The organism is [Actinomadura] parvosata subsp. kistnae, assembly GCF_900323885.1.
GTDB lineage: Bacteria > Actinomycetota > Actinomycetes > Streptosporangiales > Streptosporangiaceae > Nonomuraea > Nonomuraea composti.
The window spans coordinates 891,903-912,819 of record NZ_OOHJ01000006.1 but is presented as its reverse complement, the minus strand read 5'-3'; the positions used below and the strand labels follow the sequence as shown (position 1 = coordinate 912,819).

The window sequence follows — 20,917 nt, the reverse complement described above, 5'->3', positions numbered from 1 at the left end:
CTCGCCCTGGCCGCCGACTGGGACAGCGCACGGGCGGCGGGGAGTACCGCATCTCCACCCTCGGCCGCACCCTGGAGGAGGAGGGCTTCATCCACTGCAGCCGCGACCTGCGCCAGCTGCGCGGCGTCCACACCGCCTTCTACGGGCACGTCACCGAGCCGCTGCTGGTCCTCGACATCGACCCGGCCGGCCTCGACGTGCGCGTGGAGAACGGCTTCCCGCACCTGTACGGGCCGCTGCCCCTGGCCGCGGTCACCGCCGTACGCCCCTACACGCCCTGAACCCGCCCGTAAGGGAGCCCATGGACATCCGGCAGGCCGCCCAGCGTTTCGCCGACACCTGGCAGCGCGGCTGGACCCACCACGACGTCGCCGCCATCACCGCCCTCTACCGCGACGACGCCGTCCACACCAGCATGCCGTTCCGCCCGCCGCACCACGGCAGGCAGGCCATCGCCGACTACATCACGTGGTCCTTCGCCGGCGAGAGCGACCCCGAGGTGACCTTCTCCGCACCCCTGGTCGACGGGGACCAGGCCGCCATCGAGTTCCGCGTCCGCGCCTACGACAACGGACGCCCGGTCACCCTGGCGGGCTGCGTCTTCGCCCAGTTCGACCCCGACGGCCTGGCCGTGCGCACCCGCGACTACTGGCACACCGCCGACGGCCACCACCCAGGGCCTTAACGCACCACCCGCAGGCCCGCGCGAGCCGCGGGCTGCACCTGCGCGGGGTTCTGGACGGGCATCGGGGCAGGGGAGGGGACGACCGGCTGCGGACGCGTCATCTGCTGCGTCTGCGCCTGGTCCGCCAACGTGTGCTGCGTCATCGTCTGCTGGGTGAGGGTCTGCTGGGTGAGGGTCTGCTGCGTCAACGTCTGCTCGGTCACCTCGGCGCAGCCGCCCGCGCAGTACCCGTTCGTCACGATGAGCCGCCCCCGCAGCGGCGTGTACGACTCCTTACCGGTGGCCGGCAGAACTCTCTGACACACCGGACATAACACCGACTCGTTCCCCACGTGCTGCTCCTCTCGCGGCGCGAATAGCAGGAGCTCCACCCTACGGCCACATCCGCCGCCAAGAACAGGAATCAACCCAAAGTCAAAGCGGCCGTCAACGCCCGCGCAGGCCGTGCGACCAGAGCCGATGACACCGCGTCACCCCCGCTCAGCCGCCTTCCAGCCCCCTCCGCACACCCCCGCTCGGAACGCTCGGGCGGCCGTAAAAAATCTTCCCAGAAAACCCGCCCGCCCCACCCGCACAGGGGAGCGCCTGACTCCTCCCCACCCCCTCTACTTGACATAATGTTCATTATCGAGCAACTACGGAGAGGGGCCGCATAAACCACCAACACCCGGGAAGACGCCCCACCATGCGCCCACTGGAGATCGCCACCCCCAGCATCATCGCCCTGACCGCCGTCATCACCGCCGCCGCCATCTGGCTCATCATCCTGGCCGCCCGCCTCACCAGAAGCCCGCGCAACCGCCCAGGCATCCCCGTCGACCTCGTCGACCAGGCCCGCGAACTCAAAGCACTCGGCCAGATCCAGGAAGCCGTCTTCCTCGTCCGCGGCGAAACCGGCATGAGCCAGCGCGCCGCCGCACGCTTCGTCAACCGGTTATAACACTCCGCACACACCCAGCCGCCCGCCCCGCTGGTTCGGCCCCGCCGGCCACGGGAATGCCTCCTCGGGCCAACCCGCACCCAGGCCCGCCCACGGAGACACCATGCCCGCCACCACCCCCACCCAGGCCCTCACCCAGGCAGGCCAAGCCCTCGCCGACCCCGCCACCTACACCGACGAACACCACCTCCACAGCGCCCTCACCCTCCTGCGCCACCACGCACCCGTCCACCACGTCACCGCACCCGGCTACAACCCCTTCTGGGCCATCACCCGCCACGCCGACATCCTCGCCATCGAACGCGACCACACCCTCTGGCTCAACGCCCCCCGCCCCGTCCTGCGCACCGCCGCCCTCGACCAAGCCCTCCACACCCGCCGCACCCAAGGCAAAGCCCTCGCCACCCTCGTCCACCTCGACCACCCCCACCACCGCCCCCTGCGCGCCATCGCCGCCGACTGGTTCCGCCCCGCCACCCTGCGCACCCTCGACACCCGCCTGCGCCACCTGGCCCGCCGCCACATCGACACCATGGCCGAGCACGGACCCGCCTGCGACTTCGCCCGCACCGTCGCCGCCCCCTACCCCCTGCACGCCATCCTCACCCTCCTCGGCCTGCCCGAATCCGACTTCGACCGCATGCTGCACCTCACCCAGCAGCTCTTCGGCCACGACGACGACGAAACCGGACGCGGCACCGGCACCCCCCACGACCACACCTCCGTCCTGGAAGACCTCTTCGCCCACTTCCACGACCTCACCGCCCGCCGCCGCGCCCACCCCACCGGCGACCTCGCCTCCCGCATCGCCAACGCCCGCATCGACGGCCGCCTCCTCGACGACAACACCGCCGCCTCCTACTACATCCTCATCGCCACCGCCGGCCACGACACCACCAGCTCCACCATCGCCGGCGGCCTGCACGCCCTCATCACCCACCCCGGCCAGCTGCGCCGCCTGCGCGAGGACCCGGCCCTGCTGCCGGCCGCCACCGAGGAGATGATCCGCTGGGTCACCCCCGTCAAGGCGTTCATGCGCACCGCCGCCGCCGACACCCGCGTGCGCGGCGTGCCGATCCGCGCGGGCGAATCGGTGCTGCTGTCCTACCCGTCGGCCAACCGCGACGAGGACGTCTTCGACGAGCCGTTCCGCTTCGACGCCGGCCGCCGGCCGAACCGGCAGCTGGCGTTCGGGTTCGGGGCGCACTTCTGCCTGGGTGCGGCGCTGGCGCGGATGGAGGTCACGGCGTTGTTCGCGGAGCTGCTGCCCCGGCTGGCGGGCATCGAGCTCGATGGTGAGCCGGCGTGGACGGCGACGACGTTCGTGGGCGGGTTGAAGCGGTTGCCGGTCCGCTACTCCCTCACGTGACCCCCTCTTGGGGCAGAGTATGCGATACCGGACAGAAGCTGGATTCTGTTTGGTATCGCGCATACCTCTTATGGGGCAACAAACGGGACGTTCAGTGGTGTGTCGGGCGAGCACGAACGTGCCGCCTCCGCATCGGCCGGAAAGGAAACGCGGCCGAACCGGCGACGCCGCAGGCAGCACAGGCGCAGGGACGCAGGGACGCAGGCGGGCGGTCCCCCCGCCTGGAGGCCCCTCCCCCTCCGCGATCATGGTGAGGTGGCGGGCGGCAGCAGGTGGCGCCAGCGTTCGGCCGAGGCCAGGGCGTCCAGGCTGATCCGTTCCAGGAACGCGCCGCCCCTGGCCAGGCGGCGCCCTGCGGGGGTGTCGAGCCCGAGCGTCTCCCCCGCCGCTTTGGTGAGCTCCGCCGCCTGGAGGGTCTGGCGGGCGCCGATGACGCTGGAGTGGTACCAGGCGTCGTCGTCGACCACGTAGATGTCGCGGCGCCGCCGGGGGTCGCGTTCGCGTCGGATGAGGCCTTGCCGGGTGAGGTAGGCGACGGCCATGGAGATGGAGGCGGGGCTGACGTTCAGGCCGCGGGCGAGTTCGGCGGCGGTGAGGCGGCCGTCCTCGCTGAGCCACAGGCCGATGAGGACGCGGGCGATCATTTTGGGCAGGCCCATGGCGACCGCCATCTCGATGGCGCCTTCCTCGGCTTGGAAGACTTCGCGGTCGCGAGGGTCGGTGGCGGGCGGGCGGGGTGGGGTGTCGCGGCGGGCCCGGCGGGTGGCGGCGTGGTGGGCGCGTTCGGGGCGGTAGTCGGCGGGGCCGCCGTTGCGGGCGATTTCGCGGCTGATGGTGGAGGTGGGGCGGTTGAGGCGCCGGGCGATCTCGGCGTAGGAGCGGCCTTCGGTGAGGCCGGTGGCGATGCGCTGGCGGTCGTGGAGGGTGAGTCGTCCTTGTGCCATGGGGTCACTATTGCGTTCGGCGTCAGGGGATGCAACGTTTCGTTGCGTTCAGGTTCAGCGTCAATGCATCAATTTCGTGGCTTCTACCTGCGCTGATGCAGACGATCTGATTGACGGATTTTCTTGAAGCAACGTAGCTTTCAATCATGTCGAACACGTACTATCGCGACGGGACGCGTCCGTTCGTCTCGGTGTCGGGGCTGCGCAAGTCCTACGGCGCTCACCGCGTCCTGGACGGCATCGACCTGGCCATCCCCCAGGGCAGCGTCTTCTCGCTGCTCGGCCCGAACGGGGCCGGCAAGACCACCACGGTGCAGATCCTGTCCACCCTGATCAAGCCGGACGCGGGCGAGGTGTGGGTGGCGGGGCACGAGCTGGCCCGCGAGCCGGACGCGGTGCGGGCCGCGATCGGGGTGACCGGCCAGTTCTCGGCCGTGGACGGTTTCCTGACGGGTGAGGAGAACCTGCGGCTGATGGCCGATCTGCTGCACCTGGGCCGGGCCGAGGGGCGGGCGCGGGTGCGGGAGCTGCTGGAGCGCTTCGATCTGGCCGGTGCCGCGCGCAGGCCGGCGGCGACGTATTCGGGCGGGATGCGGCGGCGGCTGGATCTGGCGATGACGATGGTGGGCACGCCCCGGCTCATCTTCCTGGACGAGCCGACGACGGGGCTGGATCCGCGCAGCCGGCGCACGATGTGGGAGATCGTGCGGGAGCTCGTCCGGCGGGACGGGGTGACGATCTTCCTGACGACGCAGTACCTGGAGGAGGCCGACGAGCTGGCCGACCGGATCGCGCTGCTCAGCCAGGGGCGGCTGGTGGCCGAGGGCACGCCGCAGGAGCTGAAGCGGATGGTGCCGGGCGGTCACATCGTGGTGCGTTTCGCCGATGCGGACGGGTATCGGCGGGCGGCCGGTCACGTCGGCGCCTCCTCCTGCGACGAGGAGGCGCTGACCGTCCAGATCCCCGACGCGGGCGGGGTGCGGACGCTCAGGGGGCTGCTGGAGTGGCTGGACAGCCACGCCGTCGAGGTGGCGGAGCTGTCGGTGCACTCCCCCGATCTGGACGACGTCTTCCTCACGCTGACCAGCGACACCCCGGCCCGTGAGGGCGCGGCCGGGCCGTCCTCGACCCAGGAGGCCTCCCGATGAGAGCGATCACCGACTCGGTGACGATGACGCGCCGTCAGATCAGGCACATCTGGCGCTACCCGACGCTGGTCCTGACGTTCGCGGCCGTGCCCGTGGTGTTCCTGCTGTTGTTCGTGTACGTCTTCGGCGGCGCGATGGGTGCGGGCCTGGGCGCGGGCCGTGCCGCCTACGTCGGTTTCCTCGTTCCGGGCATCATGGTCACGACGATCGTGGGGGCGGCGCAGGGGACGGCGATCTCGGTGGCGACGGACATGACCGAGGGGATCATCGCCCGGTTCAAGACGATGGCCATCGCGCGGGTGTCGGTGCTGACGGGGCACGTGCTGGGGGCGTTGGCGCAGACGTTCCTGGCGGTCGCGGTGGTGATGGTGGTGGCGCTGCTGATCGGGTTCCGGCCGGCCGCTTCGGTGGCGGGCTGGGCGGGGGTGGTCGGGGTGCTGGCCATGTTCACGTTCGCGATCACGTGGTTGTCGGTGGCGCTGGCGATGGTGAGCAGGAACGTGGCCACGGCGAGCAATCTGCCGATGCCGCTGATGGTGCTGCCGTTCCTCGGCAGCGGGTTCGTGCCGGCGGAGTCGATGCCGGGTCCGTTGCGGTGGTTCGCCGAGCATCAGCCGGTCACGCCGGTGATCGAGACGTTGCGGGCGCTGCTGGCGGGGCGGCCGGCGGGGCCGGAGCTGGTGGAGGCGGCGGTGTGGAGTGCGGGGATCGCGCTGGCGGGTTATCTGTGGGCGCGCCGGCTCTACAACCGGTGACCGGGCTCTACGGGCGGTGACGTGGCCTCTACAGGCGGTGAGGTGTGGGGAGGGCCGGGGTGGGCGGGCGGGTTTGGATCGCCGCGGGGCAGGGTTGTGCCAAGGAGGTGGCGGACAGTCGTGCCCTGGGCGTGACCTGGGGTGGCGGGGCGCGGCGGGATGCTGGGGGTGCGTGGTGGCGTGGTCCCGGCCGGGGGCCTTGTCATCGCCCGGGGGTCCGGGTCGCCTCCCTCGCCCGGACCCCATCCCCCTGTTTGAGGGGGTTTCGGACGGGGCGGGCGGGGGTGGTGTCGCCCACCCCGTCCAGGATCTTTTCGGGCAAAGCGGGTCAATTGGGGCTGGTCAGGGCGGCTTTTTGCGGTGATCGGTCACCGGCAGTGGAAGTTTCATGTCAGCATCGAGGGATGTATGGGTCATATGGGACTGCCGTAAATGCCGGTGGCGCGTGTGTCCGGCGCGCCGCCCGGCCGGTGGTTCCCTGCCCTGGTGCCGTCCCTGTCTCGTGCTGAAAGAAGTACCGCGTTGCGTATCCTGCTGCTCTGTTCCTCCTTCAACGGCCTGACCCAGCGCGCCTGGCTGGAGCTGCGCCGGGCCGGCCACGACGTCACGGTCGAGCTGGCCCTGTCCCCCGAGGTGATGGTGGAGGCGGCCGAGCTGGCCAAGCCGGATCTGATCATCTGCCCGTTCCTGAAGGAGCGGGTGCCGGCGGCGCTGTGGCGGGGCCACCGCACGGTGATCATCCACCCGGGGCCGCCCGGGGACCGCGGGCCGTCCTCGCTGGACTGGGCGATCGCCGACGGCGAGAGCGAGTGGGGCGTCACGGCGCTGCAGGCGGTCGAGGAGATGGACGCCGGCCCCATCTGGGGGTTCCGCACGTTCGGCATGCCGGCCGAGCCGCCGCGCAAGTCGGCGCTGTACAACGGGCCGGTCACCGAGGCGGCGGCGGAGCTGGTGGTGGAGGTGGCGGCCAAGGCGGGCGACGCGTCGTTCACGCCGGAGCCGCTGGACTACCGCGCCCCGCACGTGCGGGGGCGGCTGCGGCGGGCGATGCGGCACGCCGACCGGGAGTTCTCCTGGTCCGAGCCGACCGAGGACATCCTGCGCCGGGTGCGGGCGGCCGACGGCGCGCCCGGCGGCCGCTCGGTGCTGTGCGATCTGCCCGTTCGGGTGTTCGACGTCTACCGGGGGCCGGAGCTGCCCGGGCCCGCCGGGCAGATCGCGGCGCGGCGCGAGGGCGCGGTGCTGGTGCACACCGGCGACGGGACGCTGTGGGTGGGCCACCTGCGGCTGGAGCAGGAAGGCGCGATCAAGCTGCCGGCCACGATGGCGCTGGGCGAGCTGGTGGCGGCGGCGCCGGAGCGGTCCGGCTACAGCGAGATCACCTACGACCGCAGCGAGGGCGTCGGGGTGGTCAGCTTCGACTTCTACAACGGGGCCATGTCGACCGACCAGTGCCGGCGGCTGGCCTCGGCGCTGCGGTACGCCGCGGCGCAGGACACGCGGGTGCTGGTGGTGCGCGGCGGCGAGGTGTTCTCCAACGGCATCCACCTCAACGTGATCGAGGCGGCGCGGCACCCGGAGCTGGAGGCGTGGATGAACATCAACGCCATCAACGCCGTGTGCCGGGAGATCGTGGGCTGCACCAGCCAGCTGGTGGTGACCTCGATCGGCGGGAACGCCGGCGCCGGCGGGGTGATGATGGGGCTGGGCGCCGACCGGGTCATCATCCGCGACTCGGTGGTGCTGAACCCGCACTACCGCACCATGGGCTTGTTCGGCAGCGAGTACTGGACGTACGTGCTGCCGCGGCGGGTGGGCGCCGAGCACGCGCGCCGGCTGACGCAGGACGCGCTGCCGATCGGCGCGGCCGAGGCGGTGGCGTGCGGGCTGGCCGACAAGGCGCTGCCCGGCTCGCGGCTGGACTTCGAGCGGCGGGTGCTGGAGTACGCCGAGCGGCTGGCGGCCGATCCGGGTTACGATCGGTTGCTGGCGGGCAGGCGGCAGGTTCGTGAGGTCGATGAGCGGCGCAAGCCGCTGGACGCCTACCGGGCCGAGGAGCTGGCGGAGATGAGCCGCGACATGTTCGACGACCGCGACGGGTTCCGCCTGGCGCGGCGGGAGTTCGTCCACAAGGTGAAGGCGTCGGCCACGCCGGAGCGGCTGGCGCGGCACCGGGAGTTGTCCGGCGCGTCGGCCCCCGCGACCGCTACTGCATCTCATATGTGAGATATGGTTGCCTGTTGTGGCAGATGATTACCTTGTGCGGATCGGCCGGCTGATCCGCGACGCTCGTCAGCATCGCGGATGGACACAGCTGCAGCTGGCCGATGCGCTGGCGACGAGCCAGAGCGCGGTCAACCGCATCGAGCGCGGCAACCAGAACATCAGTCTTGAGATGATCGCGCGGATCGGTGAGGCGCTCGACAGCGAGATCGTCTCGCTCGGATACGCCGGGCCGATGCATCTGCGGGTGGTGGGCGGCCGCCGCCTGTCGGGCAGCATCGACGTCAAGACGTCGAAGAACGCGTGCGTGGCGCTGCTGTGCGCGTCGCTGCTGAACTCCGGGCGCACCATCTTGCGGAAGGTGGCGCGCATCGAGGAGGTGTACCGGATCCTGGAGGTGCTGGCCTCCATCGGGGTGCGGGCGCGGTGGATCAACGAGGGCAGCGACCTGGAGATCGTGCCGCCGTCCCGGCTGGAGCTGGAGTCGATGGACACCGAGGCGGCGCGCCGCACGCGCAGCGTCATCATGTTCCTCGGGCCGCTGATGCACCGCACCGAGCAGTTCCAGATCCCGTACGCGGGCGGCTGCGACCTGGGCACCCGCACGGTGCAGCCGCACATGTCGGCGCTGCGGCACTTCGGGCTGGACATCACCGCGACCGGCGGCTTCTACCACGCGCGGGTGGACCGGTCGGTGTCGCCGTCACGGCCGATCGTGCTGACCGAGCGGGGCGACACCGTCACCGAGAACGCGCTGCTGGCCGCCGCCCGGCACGACGGCGTCACGGTCATCCGCAACGCCTCCTCCAACTACATGGTCCAGGACCTGTGCTTCTTCCTGGAGCAGCTCGGCGTGCGGGTCGACGGCATCGGCACCACGACGCTGACCGTGCACGGGCTGCCGCAGATCGAGCGGGACGTCGACTACTCCCCCTCCGAGGACCCGGTCGAGGCGATGAGCCTGCTGGCCGCGGCCGTCGTGACCTCTTCGGAGCTGACGATCTGCCGGGTGCCGGTGGAGTTCCTGGAGATCGAGCTGGCCGTGCTGGAGGAGATGGGGCTGGATCACGACCGGGGGCGGGAGTACCCGGCGGCCAACGGCCGCACACGGCTGGTCGACCTGACGGTGCGGCCCTCCAAGCTGGTCTCCCCCATCGACAAGATCCACCCGATGCCGTTCCCCGGCCTGAACATCGACAACGTGCCGTTCTTCGCCGCGATCGCCGCCTCGGCGCAGGGCTCCACGCTGATCCACGACTGGGTCTACGACAACCGGGCCATCTACCTGACCGAGCTGACCCGGCTCGGCGCGTCGGTGAAGCTGCTCGACCCGCACCGCGTCCTGGTGGAAGGGCCGACGCGGTGGCGCAGCGCGGAGATGATGTGCCCGCCGGCGCTGCGGCCCGCCGTCGTGGTGCTGCTGGCGATGATGGCGGCCGAGGGCACGTCCGTGCTGCGGAACGTGTATGTGATCAACCGGGGGTATGAGGATCTGGCGGAGCGGCTGAACGCGCTCGGCGCGCGCATCGAGACCTTCCGCGACATCTGACCCGCCACCTGACGCGCCCACCTGACGGCGCCCGTCTGACGGCTCGTTGTGCGACGCCGCCTCAGACGGGCGCCGCACTGCACGACGCCGCAGTGCATGACCCCGTGCTGTGTGACGCCGTGCTGTGTGACGCCGTGCTGTGTGACGCCGTGCTGTGTGACGCCGTGCTGTGTGACGCCGTGCTGTGTGACGCCGTGCCGGCTGCGGCGGCACGCGACTTCGGTGCATGACTTCGGGGGCGTGACTTCGGTGCGTGGCGGGGGTAGGTGACCCGGCATGTGCCCCCGCTCCCCCGCTCCCCCGGGGCCGTCCGCCTCGGGCGGGCCGTCGACCTTCCGGTCCTGCTTTCAGGACGCCCGCCTCCGCCGCCGCCCACCGCGCGGTTTTCGTCGGTGCGGGCCGCTACCGTCGTTGCTGGACCGTGGTGGTCGTGAGGGTGTCGTGAGGGAAGGGGCGGCGGGTGCGGCCTGCGGAGCTCGACCGGGTGACGGTGGCGGAGGCGGCGGACCGCTATGTGGAGCTGGTCCGGGCCAGAACGCTGACGGGCGCGCTGTCGCCCGCCACCGCCGAGGTGTACGCGCGCGACGTGGCGACGCTGGTGGAGCTGGCCGGCGAGCAGACGGTGCTCGACGACCTGACCGGCGCCGACGTCGATGCGATCCTGCTGGCCTTCGCCCGTAAACCCGACGGCCGCTCCTCGCCCGGCTCGGCCCGTGAGGGGCAGTGGGCGGGGCAGTCGCCGTCGTCGCAGGCGCGGTTCCGCCGCTCGATCTCGGCGCTGTTCAAGCACGCGGCGCTGGCCGGCTGGGTGCAGATCAACCCGATGACGGCCTCCACGGTGACGGCCAGGCAGCGGGGCGGGCTGCGCGCCGAGCGGCGGGCCCTGACCCGCGAGCAGGCCCAGGGGTTGATCGGCGCCGCGCAGGGGCTGCAGGAGGCGCCGCCGCAGCCGGGCAAGCGGCGCGACCAGCGCACCGAGCTGCGCGACGCGGTGATCGTGCTGCTGCTGGCGACGGTGGGGCCGCGCGTCTCGGAGCTCGTCCGCGCCAACGTCGAGGACTTCTTCACCAACGACGGGGTGCGCTACTGGCGCATCTTCGGCAAGGGCGGCCGCACCCGCGACGTGCCGCTGCCCGACGACGTGGCCCGCGTGCTGCAGGCCTACCTCGAGCGCGGCCGCCCGCAAACGGCCGGTGCGGCCGGCGAGAAGGCGCTGCTGCTGTCGTGGCGGGGCCGGCGGCTGGCGCGGGGCGACGTGCAGGCGGTGATCGACCGGGTGCAGCAGCGCGTCGACGCCGACCAGCGGCGCTCGGTGACCCCGCACGGGCTGCGGCACACCACGGCGACGCACCTGCTGGCCGACGCGGTCGACATGGACGCGGTACGGCGGGTGCTGGGGCACAGCGACCTGTCGACGCTGGGCCGGTACCGGGACGAGCTGCCGGGCGAGCTGGAGGTCGCCATGCGCTCCCACCCCCTGCTACGAGGCCGCCCCTGACACACGGCCACCCCTGACACGGCCCGCCGCCGCTCGGACATACCGCTGCTCGGGCATCCCGGCCAGATCACGGCGATCGCCCCCCACAGCCGCCGCCGACACGAAGCCGCCGCTGACACGAGGAGGGCCGGCCGCGCCGGTTGCGTCGCCCGCATGGCCGACTGCGCGTCCCAAGCCCCGAAGGCGCCCGCAGGCACGTGCCCCAGAGCCCCGAAGGCGTCAGCGGGCGCTCCCAGGCCCCGAAGGCGCGTGCCAGGGCGCCGAAGGCGTCCGCATGCGCGTCCCAGGCGTGGAAGGCGCCGCACGTTCAGAAGCGGTCGTCAGCACCGGGGCGCGCGCTGCGCCGCATCCCATGCATCCGCTCATCGCCAGAAGGCCGTTCATCGGCGGCCACCTGTTCACCGCAAGGTGCGGATCAGCGGGCCTGGGTGATGCGGGCCAGGACCTGTTCCAGCTCCTGCGGCGGGGCCGGTGGCGGGGTCCATCCGGGGCGCAGGCCGTCGCCGGTCCGGCGGGGCACAACGTGCACGTGGTAGTGCGGGACGTCCTGGCCCGCGGCGCGGCCCGTGTTGTGGCGGACGTTCAGGCCCTCGGGGGCCAGGGCCGCTTTCAGCAGGGCGGCGACCCGGTGCACCATGGCGGCGACCTGGCCGTGCCGTTCCTGCGTGATGTCCCACAGGTCGCGGGCGTGCGTGCGCGGGATGACCAGGGTGTGGCCGGGGGTGGCGGGCCTGATGTCCAGGAACGCCAGCGTGTGTTCGTCCTGGAGGACGTGGTGGGCCGACAGGTGGCCGGCCGCGATCCAGCAGAAGGGGCAGTCGTTCACCCCGTGATGATGGCAGCGGCCGTTTGGGCGGCGCGGGCTTCGGCGGCCCAGTGGGGGGCGTTCCAGCGTTCGGCGATGGTGGCGGCGTGGGCGAAGTGGGTGGCGGCGGTGTCGGGGTGGCCCAGGTAGCGGGCCAGCTCGCCGAGGGTGTGGGCGACCGGGCGCAGTGCCAGCGACAGGCTTTCCGCGCCGGCCGGGGGGCCGTCGCGGTGCAGGAGCAGCGCCTGGTAGGTCTCCTCGGCGCCGGCGCGGTCGTTCAGGGCGATGGCGGCCATCGCGCGCAGGCTGGTGAGGTAGGTGAAGAAGAAGTCGGGACGGATCGGGCCGGCCGAGGCGCGGGCCTGGCGGGCCTCGGTGTCCAGGCCGTTGGCGTGCAGGGCGAGCGCGAGCAGGTCGCAGGCCATCGGGCCGACCATGGTGTGCAGGGCGCGCACGTCGTCCAGGTGGGCGGCGAGCGTGCCCTCGTTCAGCCGGATGGTGGCCAGGGCGAGCGGGAGGAAGCCGGTGGCGTGCACGGAGCCGATGCGGCGCATGCCCTCGTCGGCCTGGAGGTAGAGGCGTTCGGCGTCGGCGAGGCGGCCTTCGATGAGCGCCAGGGCCGCCAGGGTGATCTCGGTGACGGCGATCGCCTCGCGCATGCGGTAGGCGCGGGCGAGGTCCAGCGCTTCGGTGATGACCTGGCGCAGGGTGGCGGGTCGTTGGCGGCGGCGGCGACGCCGGCGTGGTCGAGCAGGCCGGTGACGCGGTAGACGGGCAGGTCGTGCTCGGTGCCGATCCGGACGAGCTCGCGGCACAGATCGGCGTCGCCGTGGACCTCGGCCAGGATCTCCAGTGCCGCGGCCCGCAGCCGGGGGTCGGTGGCGAGGTCGAGGGCTTCCTGTGCCGCCTGGGCGACGGTGGGGTCGTCCTCGCCGATGAGTTCGTGGGCGTAGGCGGTCAGGAGGCGGGAGCGGACGGCGGGGGGCAGGTCGCGTTCGAGCAGGCGGGTCAGGCGGTCGACGATGGGGCGGTCCACGGTGCCGTAGGTGCGGGCCTGCCAGGGGGTGGGTTCGGTCCAGGCGGTGAACGCGGCGATCATGAGGTCGTCGCGGCCCAGGGATTCGGCGTACTCCACGGCCTGGCCGCGGGTCCGGCGGGCGGCGGCGACGGCTCCGGCGCGGATCTGGGCGCGCAGCAGCCGGCCGAGCAGGTCGACGCGTTCGTCGGGTCCGCTCGCGAGGGCGACGGCGTCGGTGAGGAGGTCGGCGGCCACGTCGTGGGCGTAGCGGGCCTCGGCGAGTTCGGCGGCCCGCACGCAGTAGGCGACGGCCTGGGGTGAGCCGGCGCGGGCGTAGTGGTGGGCCAGTGCGGCGATGTCGCCGCTGCCTTCGAGTGCGGCGGCCAGGCGGGCGTGCATGCGGGTGGCGCGCAGCCGGCTGACGTCGGCGATGAGGGTGTCCCTGACCAGGGCGTGGACGAAGCGGACGCGTCCGGGGGCGGGCTCGTCGAGGAGCCCGGCGATGACGCCGGCGTCCAGGGCGTCCATGACGCCGTCCTCGTCGGTGTCGGCGGCCTTGACCAGGACGTCCACGGAGCTTTCCCGGCCGGCGACCGCGGCCAGCCGCAGGACGGACACGCCGCCCTGGGGCAGGCGGGCGAACCGGCGGCGCAGGACGTCCCGCACGCCTTCGGGGACCTCGGACAGGGCGACCAGGGCGCCTTCGCCGCTCAGCAGGCGGGCGCTCTCGCGCACGTAGAAGGGGTTGCCGCCGGTGCGTTCTGCGATTCCGGCGATGGTCTGGTCGTCGGTGTCGCATTCGGTCCGTACGAGTCGCGCGACGGCGTCGTCGTTCAGGCCGGGCAGCGCCAGGCGCAGGGGTGTGGCGCGGGCGAGGGCGGCCAGCGTCTCGGTGAGGTGCCGGCTTTCGTCGGCGCGGTAGGCGGCGAGCAGGAGGATCGGGGCCCGCACGGTCAGGATGCCGCCGAGCAGTTCCAGGGTGGTGGCGTCGGCCCAGTGCAGGTCGTCCAGCACGACGGCGACGGGGCGGCGGGCGGCGATCGCCGCGAGCCATTTCCAGACGGCTTGGCGCAGGCGGAAGCGGCCGGCGGTGGCGTCGGCGGTCACCGGTCCGGTGTCGGTGAGCAGGGGTGCGAGGTCGCGGGCGAACGCGCCGGGGGGTGTGGTCGCGGCGACGGCGCCGAGTGCTTCGGTCCAGGCCCAGGCGGGTGGGGCGCTGTCGACCTCGGGGCAGCGGCCGGTGGCGACCAGCCAGCCGTCGCGTTCGAGCTGCTGGGTGAGGTGGTCGAGGAGGGTGGACTTGCCGAGCCCGGCCTCGCCGGTGACCAGCGCGATGCGGGGCCCGCCGGCGGTGGCCGTCTCTTGGGCGGCGGTGATCAGGGCGGACAGTTCCGCTTCGCGTCCGACGAACGGCGTCCGGGCGGGCGGCGGCACAGAGAACGGCGGCGCGGGGAACGGCGGCCCGGTGATCGGAAGCGGCGCGGCAGGCGGGGACGGGGCGGCAGGCGGCCCGGTGAGCAGGGGTGCGGCGGGCGCGGATGCGGTGAGCGGAGATGCGGTGAGCGGAGATGCCGTGAGCGGGGGTGCGGCGGGCGCGGATGCAACAGGCGGGGATGCAACGGGCGGGGGCGCGGTCGCGTGCAGGACGTCCGTGCGTTGGGTGAGGATGGCCTCCTCCAGCGCCGCCAGGTCCGGGCCCGGGTCGAGCCCCAGCTCCTCGGCCAGGACGGCGCGGGCGCGGCGCAGCGTCGCCAGCGCGTCGGCCTGGCGGCCGCTTGCCCACAGGGCCAGGGCGTGCAGCCGCCAGCCTTCCTCACGCAGTGGCTCGTCGCGGGTGAGCCGTTCGGCGTCGGGGATCACCGCGGCGGGGTCGCCGAGGCGCAGGCCGGCCGCGACGTGCAGCTCGGTGGCGGTCAGGCGCAGCTCGTCGAGGCGGGCGGTCTCGGCGGCGGCCCACGGCTCGTCGGCGACCTCGGCGAACGCCGGCCCCTGCCACAGCCGCAGCGCCTCGGCGAGCCTGGATTGCGCGGCGCGCGGGTCGGTGTCGGCGCGGGCCTGGGTCAGCAGGCTTTCGAACAGCCACGCGTCCACGGCGTCGGGGGGCAGGCGCAGTGCGTAGCCGGGTGCCGCGCTCACCAGCAGCCGGGCCGGGGTGCGCGGGGGGCGTCCGGGTTCCAGGAGGCGGCGCAGGTTGGACACGTACGCCTGAAGGGACATCAGCGCCCGCGCGGGCGGCTCGCCGCGCCACAGGTCCTCGATCATGCGGTCGACCGGCACGACCTGGCCGCGCGCGGCCACCAGCAGCGCCAGCACGCCGCGCTGCCGCGGCCCGCCGAGGGGGACGGCGGCGCCGTTCACCTCGGCCGCGAACGCGCCCAGCACCCGGATGAAGACCATGATTCCGCTCATCGTACGCGGGTGTTCCAAATGGGCTCCAAGTCCCCTCCAAAGGGGCGGGAGCAGCCTTGACCCATCGCAACCGATGAGAGGCGGGACCAAGGTGAGCGTCGAGACCCAGGGCGTGCGGATCGTCCACCGTGTGTTGCGGCGTGTGTTCCGGCGTGAGTCGCGGCTGCTGATGGAGCTCGTCGCGGCCGTCCGGCCGGGTGACACGGCTCGTGCCGGGGTGCTCGCCGGTCACTTCCGGCTCTACCGGCTGGCGCTGCGCCGCCATCACCAGGGCCAGGACGAGCTGCTGTGGCCGCCGCTGCTGGCGCGGGTGGACCTGGAGGCCGACGTCGTGCTGCGCATGCAGGCCCAGCACGAACGCGTCGCCGTCACGCTGGCCCGGCTGGACGCCGCGGTCGCCGCCTGGGAGGCGGCGGCGGGCGGCGACGAGCGCGACACCGTGGTGGCCGCGTTGTGCGATCACCGTGCGGTGCTGCTGGAGCATCTCGACGACGAGGAGGCCGCTCTCCTGCCGCTGGCGGCCCGGTATCTCACCGAACGCGAGTGGGCCTGCCTGGGTGAGCGCCTGGTGGCCGGGCTTGCCGGGCCCGCGCTGTTCGGCGCCGTCCTGGAGGAGGCGTCCCCGGCCGAGCGGGCCCTGGTCCTGCGCGGCCTGCCCGCCGCGGCCCGCGTCGTCTGGTACGTCGCCGGCCGGCCCCGCTACGCCCGTCACATCCGCCGCGTCCGCGGCTGAACCCCGATTCTTTGAGGAGCACCACCATGTCGCTGAAGAAGGTCAACACCGTGCTGGCCGTCGTCGTCGTCCTGTTCACCCTCTATCTGGGGATGTCGTTCGTCCTGCCGCTGGGGACGGTCTTCCCGGGGCTGCCGGACTGGCCCGCCGAGAGCGGCGGCTTCAACGTCGTCAAGGGCAGCAGGGAGATCGCGATGGGGCTGGCGATGGGCGTGCTGATGGTGACGGGGCAGCGGCGGGCGCTGGGGTGGGTGCTGGTGATGGTGGCCGTGGCGCCGTTCGGTGACATGGTCAACGTCCTGGCGCATCACGGGTCCGCGGTGGCCGCGTTCGCCATCCATGGGCTGACGGCGGCGCTGATCGCGGTCACGGGGGTGCTGATCCTGCGTGAGACCCGCGTCGCGGTGCGCGCCTGACCCCTCCGATTCCTTCGCATTCTCTGACCATTCGACCGAAAGGGAGACGATGATGATCGACGATCTGCGCGGTGTGCTCCAGGGACGCGTGCTGCTGCCCGGTGACGACGGCTTCGAGCAGGCCACCACCGCCTGGAACCTGACCGTCCGGCAGCCGGTGGCGGCCGTGGTGGAGGCCGCGGACGCCGGCGACGTGGCGGCGCTGGTGCGCTACGCCCGCCGGGCGGGGATGACGGTGACCGCGCAGCCGAGCGGGCACGGCGCCTCCGGTGACGTGGACGGGCTGATCCTGCTGCGCACCGGCCTGTTGAACCAGGTGGAGGTGGACGTCCGGGAGCGGGTGGCCTGGGTGGGCGCGGGCGCGACGTGGGGGCAGGTGCTGGCGGCGGCCGGCCCGTTCGGGCTGACGGGCCTGTCCGGCAGCGCGCCCGGCGTCAGCGTGACCGGCTACACGCTGGGCGGCGGCGTCGGCTGGTTCAGCCGCAAGCACGGCTTCGCCTCCGCCAGCGTGCGGTCCTTCGACATCGTCGACGCCGACGGCGAGCCCCAGCGGGTGAGCGCCGCGTCCGATCCTGAGCTGTTCTGGGCGCTGCGCGGCGGCGGCGGGGACTACGCGCTGGTGACCGCCCTGGAGCTGGAGCTGTTCCCGGTGCCGGTCCTGTACGGCGGGCGCGTGATCTGGCCCGAGCACCGTACCCGGGAGGTCTACGACGCGTTCCTGGAGCTCACCGCTTTCGCGCCGCGCGAGCTCAGCGTCTGGATCAACCGGCTCCGGCCGCCCGGCGCGCCCGCGCCGGTGGTGACGCTGGACCTGGCCTACCTGGGCGGGAAGGACGAGGCGGAGGGCCTGCTGGCGCGCCTGGACAAGATCGGCGACGTGATCTCCGACAGCCGCGGCGTCGTCCCCCTCGCCGACCTGGGCGCCATCACCGCCGAACCGACCGCCCCGGCCCCCTCCCTCACCCGCGCCGAACTCCTCACCGGCTTTGACGCCGATGCGGTGGACCTGCTGCTGGCCGAGCCGATCGATCCGCTCATCAACGTGCAGATCAGGCACCTGGGCGGGGCGCTGGCCGAGCCCCGCGACGGAGCCGGCGATGGGGCCGGCGATGGGGCCGGCGCGAGCGGCGCGGTGGCGGAGCCGTACCTGCTGGGACTGCTGGGCCTCGGCCTGCCGCACACGGCCGCCGCGACCCGCGCCCGGCAGGCCGAGATCGTGGCCGACCTGGGCGCCTACATCGGCGGCCGCAAGCCGTACACGATGCTGTCCCCGGGCGACACGGCGGCGCAGTCCTTCTCCGCCGGGACGCTCGCGCGGCTGCGGGACGTCAAACGGGCCCGCGACCCGCACGGCGTCTTCCGCGCCAACTACCCGGTGCTCGGCTGACCCGTCCCCCGGCCCCGCCGCCCGCCTGGGCGGCGGGGCCGACCTTGCTGGTGCAGGGGGAATGAGGAGCGGGCGTCTGACCCGGGGGTGGCCTACGCACTTCGAAGTGCGTACTTCCCGGTGCGCAGCGGGCTTTCCATACTGCTGCGAGGGGCCGGCCGGCACCACCCCGATCACCATTCCGACACGAAAGACACAAGCATGAGCACGCTTTCCCCTTCGCTTCCCGGCGGCACCTGGACGCTGGGCGACCTGACCGTCACCCGCTTCGGCTACGGCGCCATGCAGCTGGCCGGGCCCGGCGTCATGGGTCCGCCCGCCGACCGTGACGGCGCGCTCGCGGTCCTGCGTGCAGCCGTCGAGCTCGGGATCACCCACATCGACACCGCCGCCGCCTACGGGCCGGACGTCACCAACGAGCTGATCCGCCAGGCGCTGCACCCGTACCCGCGCTCACTGCGCATCGCGACCAAGGTCGGCGCGGTCCGTGACGAGCACGGCGGGTGGCCGCCGGCGCGGCGGCCCGAGCAGCTGCGCCACGCCGTCCAGCAGAACCTGCGCACCCTCGGCCTCGAGGTGCTCGACCTGGTGAACCTGCGGCTCGGCGACGCCCAGGGGCCCCGGCCCGGGTCGCTGGCCGAGCCGTTCGAGGCGCTGGTGGAGCTGCAGCGCCAGGGCCTGATCCGGCACCTCGGGGTGAGCAACGCCACGCCCGAGCAGGTCGCCGAGGCACGGTCGATCGCGCCGATCGTGTGCGTGCAGAACCTGTACAACCTCGCCCACCGGGACGACGACGCGCTGATCGACGAGCTCGCCCGGGAGGGCATCGCGTACGTGCCGTTCTTCCCGCTGGGCGGGTTCAGCCCGTTGCAGTCCTCGGCGTTGTCGGCGGTGGCGGGGCGGCTGGGGGCGACGCCGATGTCGGTCGCCCTGGCGTGGCTGCTGCACCGCTCGCCGAACATCCTGCTCATTCCCGGCACGTCGTCGGTGGCGCACCTGCGTGAGAACGTCGCCGGGGCGGGGCTGCGGCTGTCGCAGGAGGATCTCGCGGAGCTGGACAAGATCGGCCGCTAGGCGTTCACTCCCGGGGTTTCGCCGGCGAGCGTGTCGCAGTGGCGGGCGGCGAGCACGGCCAGCCGGATCCGGTTGGCCGTGCCGGTCTTGCGCATGAGGCTCGCCACGTACGTCTTGACCGTGGAGACCCCCAGGTGCAGGCGCTCGGCGATGCTCCGGTTGGACAGCCCTTCGCCGACCATGGCCAGCACGTCCCGCTCGCGCGGGCTCAACCCGGCCAGCCCGGCCGGCTCGGGCGCCCGTCCGGGCCGGGGCTGGCGGGCGCGTACGGCGTGCCGGACGAGCCGCTCCAGCACGGGCGGGCTGAAGGGCGGCTCGCCGGCCGCCGCGCGGCGCAGCGCCGCCAGCAGCACGGACGGCGGCGAGTCCTTCACCAGGAACCCGAACGCGCCCGCGGCCAGCGCCGGATACAGGTGATCGTCGTCGTCGAACGTGGTCAGCGCCACGATCCGGCTCGACGGGCGGGCCGCCATGATGCGCTCGGTGGCGGTGATGCCGTCCACGCCCGGCATGCGCAGGTCCATGAGGATGACGTCGGGCAGCCGCTCGGCCGCCAGCCGTACCGCCTCCTGGCCGTCGCCCGCCTCGGCGACCACCTCCACGTCGGGGTCGGACTCGCACAACATGCGCAGGCCGACGCGGACGAGTTTCTGGTCGTCGGCCAGCAGCACCCGGATCACGCCGCCCCCCGCCCGGCGGGCTGCGCGACGGCCTGCGGGAGGGGCTGTGGGGTGGGGGGCGGCGGCAGCTCGGCGTACAGGCGCCAGCCGCGGCCCGATGGTCCCGCCTCGAACCGCCCGCCGAGCAGCCCGGCCCGCTCGGCCATCCCGGCCAGCCCGTGCCCGGCGCCCGGGGCGCGGCGGGTGCCGGGACGGGCGGCTCCGCCGTCGTCCGCGATCTCCAGCCTGACCACGTCGTCCTCCACCTTCACCGTCATCCGCGCGCAGGCGTGCCGCCCGGCGTGCTGGGCCGCGTTCGCCAGCCCCTCCTGTGCCAGCCGCAGCACGGTCAGGGCGCGTACCGCGTCCAGCCGCGCCACCTGCGGGCCGATCGCGCAGTGCACCGACAGGCCGGTGGCGCGGGCCCGCGCCGCCGCCTGCTCCAGCGCGTCCGGCAGCGCCGCCTGGTCGGCCGGCGAGCAGAACGGCCCTTCGCCCGCGCGCGCGGGGTCGCGCAGCACCGTCACCAGCCGCCGCAGGTCCGCCAGCGCGGTGCCGGCCGAGGCGTGCAGGTCGTCGAGCACCTGCGTGAGGCGGGGGTCGGCGTCCGGCAGCACGTGCCGGGCCACGCCCACCCGCAGCACCATGGACGAGACGTGGTGCGCCACCAGGTCGTGCAGCTCGCGGGCGATGGCGGTGCGTTCGGCGGTGCGCGCCGCGAGGGTGAGGCTCGCCGCCCGTTCGCGGGCCTGGCGGGCGTTCTCGCGGGTCAGGCGCACGTACGCGCCCAGCAGCAGCGGCACGCCGAGCAGGATCGACAGGCGGTAGAGGGTGGGCGGCACCTCGGCCGCGGGCACGGACATGGCGTGCGAGGACATGGCGTGCGCGGTCAGCAGGAACCCCGCCGTCCCCGCCCCGAACGCCACCCGCCGGCCGCGTCCCCGTAACGCCAGCTCGAACAGCGTGACCGCCAGCATCGCCTTGAGCGGGACGCCCACGTTCGTGCCGATCAGGTCGCCCACGACGAGCAGCCCCGGCAGCGCGGCCGTCGCGGCCAGCGGCAGGCGCGCGCCCGCCAGGCAGAGCGCGAGGCCCGCGAGCGCCAGCGCCCAGTCGGCGAGCCGGGCGGGGCGGTGCAGCAGGTGCAGGTCGCCCAGCGCCAGGACCGTCAGCCCGGCCAGACGCACGAGCGCCGCCCGGTCGTCGAGGACGCGTTCCGTCCAGCGTGTGATCACCTTCCCGATCGTAGGCAGCCGCCTGGGCGCGGCGGCTCCCCCGACTGGCCTGTCCGGCTCCGCCTTGTGG

Annotated in this window: 19 protein-coding genes; 13 read left to right on the top strand and 6 right to left on the bottom strand. The window is 73.3% G+C overall.

Annotated elements, in window-relative coordinates; genetic code table 11:
* Positions 1 to 17 precede the first annotated feature (17 nt).
* Together KIS93_RS68290 and KIS93_RS08200 are read left to right on the top strand one after the other, a co-directional pair.
* Entirely contained in the window at positions 18 to 281 is a 264-nt protein-coding gene (locus KIS93_RS68290) for a DUF952 domain-containing protein (protein ID WP_335673882.1), read from the top strand.
* Between the two features lie 20 nt (positions 282 to 301).
* Positions 302 to 685 carry a nuclear transport factor 2 family protein gene (locus tag KIS93_RS08200; protein WP_080038892.1) on the top strand — a complete coding sequence of 128 codons (384 nt, stop codon included), beginning with the start codon at positions 302 to 304 and terminating at the stop codon, positions 683 to 685.
* On the opposite strand, the gene KIS93_RS08195 is transcribed toward KIS93_RS08200, so the two are convergent.
* A complete protein-coding gene (locus tag KIS93_RS08195; protein ID WP_155127281.1) occupies positions 682 to 990 on the bottom strand; it encodes a hypothetical protein in 309 nt (102 codons plus the stop codon). The two genes, KIS93_RS08200 and KIS93_RS08195, sit on opposite strands and share 4 nt — an antisense overlap.
* Positions 991 to 1,370: 380 nt before the next feature.
* Between KIS93_RS08195 and KIS93_RS08190 the strand changes: the two genes are divergently transcribed.
* Both KIS93_RS08190 and KIS93_RS08185 read left to right on the top strand, forming a co-directional pair.
* Complete coding sequence (locus KIS93_RS08190) at positions 1,371 to 1,625, top strand: hypothetical protein (protein ID WP_080038890.1); 255 nt, start codon at positions 1,371 to 1,373, stop codon at positions 1,623 to 1,625.
* Between the two features lie 103 nt (positions 1,626 to 1,728).
* Positions 1,729 to 2,994 carry a cytochrome P450 gene (locus KIS93_RS08185; protein ID WP_080038889.1) on the top strand — a complete coding sequence of 422 codons (1,266 nt, stop codon included), beginning with the start codon at positions 1,729 to 1,731 and terminating at the stop codon, positions 2,992 to 2,994.
* A gap of 245 nt (positions 2,995 to 3,239) precedes the next feature.
* Here KIS93_RS08185 and KIS93_RS08180 read toward each other — a convergent pair whose 3' ends face one another.
* Positions 3,240 to 3,938 carry a MarR family transcriptional regulator gene (locus KIS93_RS08180; protein ID WP_080038888.1) on the bottom strand — a complete coding sequence of 233 codons (699 nt, stop codon included), beginning with the start codon at positions 3,936 to 3,938 and terminating at the stop codon, positions 3,240 to 3,242.
* A gap of 146 nt (positions 3,939 to 4,084) precedes the next feature.
* Between KIS93_RS08180 and KIS93_RS08175 the strand changes: the two genes are divergently transcribed.
* From KIS93_RS08175 to KIS93_RS08155, 5 genes are all read left to right on the top strand, one after another.
* Entirely contained in the window at positions 4,085 to 5,086 is a 1,002-nt protein-coding gene (locus tag KIS93_RS08175) for an ATP-binding cassette domain-containing protein (protein WP_080038887.1), read from the top strand.
* Positions 5,083 to 5,841, top strand: a complete 759-nt coding sequence (locus KIS93_RS08170) for an ABC transporter permease (RefSeq protein ID WP_080038886.1) — start codon at positions 5,083 to 5,085, stop codon at positions 5,839 to 5,841. The genes KIS93_RS08175 and KIS93_RS08170 overlap by 4 nt, the downstream gene beginning before the upstream one ends.
* 522 nt (positions 5,842 to 6,363) lie before the next feature.
* Positions 6,364 to 8,067 (top strand): enoyl-CoA hydratase-related protein, encoded by a 1,704-nt coding sequence (locus tag KIS93_RS08165; RefSeq protein ID WP_080038885.1) that lies wholly within the window; start codon positions 6,364 to 6,366, stop codon positions 8,065 to 8,067.
* Between the two features lie 16 nt (positions 8,068 to 8,083).
* The gene (locus tag KIS93_RS08160; protein ID WP_080038884.1) at positions 8,084 to 9,613 is read left to right on the top strand and encodes a helix-turn-helix domain-containing protein; all 1,530 of its coding nucleotides are present in this window, start codon (positions 8,084 to 8,086) and stop codon (positions 9,611 to 9,613) included.
* 460 nt (positions 9,614 to 10,073) lie between these two features.
* Positions 10,074 to 11,111, top strand: coding sequence for a tyrosine-type recombinase/integrase (locus KIS93_RS08155; RefSeq protein ID WP_080038883.1), 1,038 nt, complete (start codon positions 10,074 to 10,076; stop codon positions 11,109 to 11,111).
* A 415-nt stretch (positions 11,112 to 11,526) separates the two neighbouring features.
* On the opposite strand, the gene KIS93_RS08150 is transcribed toward KIS93_RS08155, so the two are convergent.
* Entirely contained in the window at positions 11,527 to 11,937 is a 411-nt protein-coding gene (locus KIS93_RS08150; RefSeq protein ID WP_080038882.1) for an HIT family protein, read from the bottom strand.
* Between the two features lie 466 nt (positions 11,938 to 12,403).
* A complete protein-coding gene (locus KIS93_RS08145; protein WP_222107323.1) occupies positions 12,404 to 15,331 on the bottom strand; it encodes an AfsR/SARP family transcriptional regulator in 2,928 nt (975 codons plus the stop codon).
* A gap of 85 nt (positions 15,332 to 15,416) precedes the next feature.
* On the opposite strand from KIS93_RS08145, the gene KIS93_RS08140 reads away from it, so the two are divergent.
* From KIS93_RS08140 to KIS93_RS08125, 4 genes are all read left to right on the top strand, one after another.
* The gene (locus KIS93_RS08140) at positions 15,417 to 16,076 is read left to right on the top strand and encodes a hemerythrin domain-containing protein (protein ID WP_418114663.1); all 660 of its coding nucleotides are present in this window, start codon (positions 15,417 to 15,419) and stop codon (positions 16,074 to 16,076) included.
* Between the two features lie 26 nt (positions 16,077 to 16,102).
* On the top strand, positions 16,103 to 16,492 hold the full coding sequence (locus KIS93_RS08135; RefSeq protein ID WP_080038879.1) for a DUF4267 domain-containing protein: 390 nt from the start codon (positions 16,103 to 16,105) through the stop codon (positions 16,490 to 16,492).
* 49 nt (positions 16,493 to 16,541) lie between these two features.
* A complete protein-coding gene (locus KIS93_RS08130; protein ID WP_080038878.1) occupies positions 16,542 to 17,879 on the top strand; it encodes an FAD-binding oxidoreductase in 1,338 nt (445 codons plus the stop codon).
* 201 nt (positions 17,880 to 18,080) lie between these two features.
* A complete protein-coding gene (locus KIS93_RS08125) occupies positions 18,081 to 18,953 on the top strand; it encodes an aldo/keto reductase family oxidoreductase (protein ID WP_080038877.1) in 873 nt (290 codons plus the stop codon).
* Here the strand turns inward: KIS93_RS08125 and KIS93_RS08120 are convergent.
* Both KIS93_RS08120 and KIS93_RS08115 read right to left on the bottom strand, forming a co-directional pair.
* Complete coding sequence (locus tag KIS93_RS08120; protein ID WP_080038876.1) at positions 18,950 to 19,633, bottom strand: response regulator; 684 nt, start codon at positions 19,631 to 19,633, stop codon at positions 18,950 to 18,952. The genes KIS93_RS08125 and KIS93_RS08120 overlap by 4 nt on opposite strands.
* Complete coding sequence (locus tag KIS93_RS08115; protein ID WP_222107322.1) at positions 19,630 to 20,847, bottom strand: sensor histidine kinase; 1,218 nt, start codon at positions 20,845 to 20,847, stop codon at positions 19,630 to 19,632. Before KIS93_RS08115 ends, KIS93_RS08120 begins: the two co-directional genes overlap by 4 nt.
* Positions 20,848 to 20,917: the final 70 nt, after the last annotated feature.

Excerpts from the sequence above, each read along its gene's own strand:
- KIS93_RS08125 (WP_080038877.1), top strand. The coding sequence starts at position 18,081 with ATGAGCACGCTTTCCCCTTCGCTTCCCGGCGGCACCTGGACGCTGGGC.
- KIS93_RS08140 (WP_418114663.1), top strand. The coding sequence starts at position 15,417 with ATGAGAGGCGGGACCAAGGTGAGCGTCGAGACCCAGGGCGTGCGGATC.
- KIS93_RS08200 (WP_080038892.1), top strand. The coding sequence starts at position 302 with ATGGACATCCGGCAGGCCGCCCAGCGTTTCGCCGACACCTGGCAGCGC.
- KIS93_RS08175 (WP_080038887.1), top strand. The coding sequence starts at position 4,085 with ATGTCGAACACGTACTATCGCGACGGGACGCGTCCGTTCGTCTCGGTG.
- KIS93_RS08130 (WP_080038878.1), top strand. The coding sequence starts at position 16,542 with ATGATGATCGACGATCTGCGCGGTGTGCTCCAGGGACGCGTGCTGCTG.
- KIS93_RS08135 (WP_080038879.1), top strand. The coding sequence starts at position 16,103 with ATGTCGCTGAAGAAGGTCAACACCGTGCTGGCCGTCGTCGTCGTCCTG.
- KIS93_RS08185 (WP_080038889.1), top strand. The coding sequence starts at position 1,729 with ATGCCCGCCACCACCCCCACCCAGGCCCTCACCCAGGCAGGCCAAGCC.
- KIS93_RS08190 (WP_080038890.1), top strand. The coding sequence starts at position 1,371 with ATGCGCCCACTGGAGATCGCCACCCCCAGCATCATCGCCCTGACCGCC.
- KIS93_RS08170 (WP_080038886.1), top strand. The coding sequence starts at position 5,083 with ATGAGAGCGATCACCGACTCGGTGACGATGACGCGCCGTCAGATCAGG.
- KIS93_RS08145 (WP_222107323.1), bottom strand. The coding sequence starts at position 15,331 with ATGGTCTTCATCCGGGTGCTGGGCGCGTTCGCGGCCGAGGTGAACGGC.
- KIS93_RS08180 (WP_080038888.1), bottom strand. The coding sequence starts at position 3,938 with ATGGCACAAGGACGACTCACCCTCCACGACCGCCAGCGCATCGCCACC.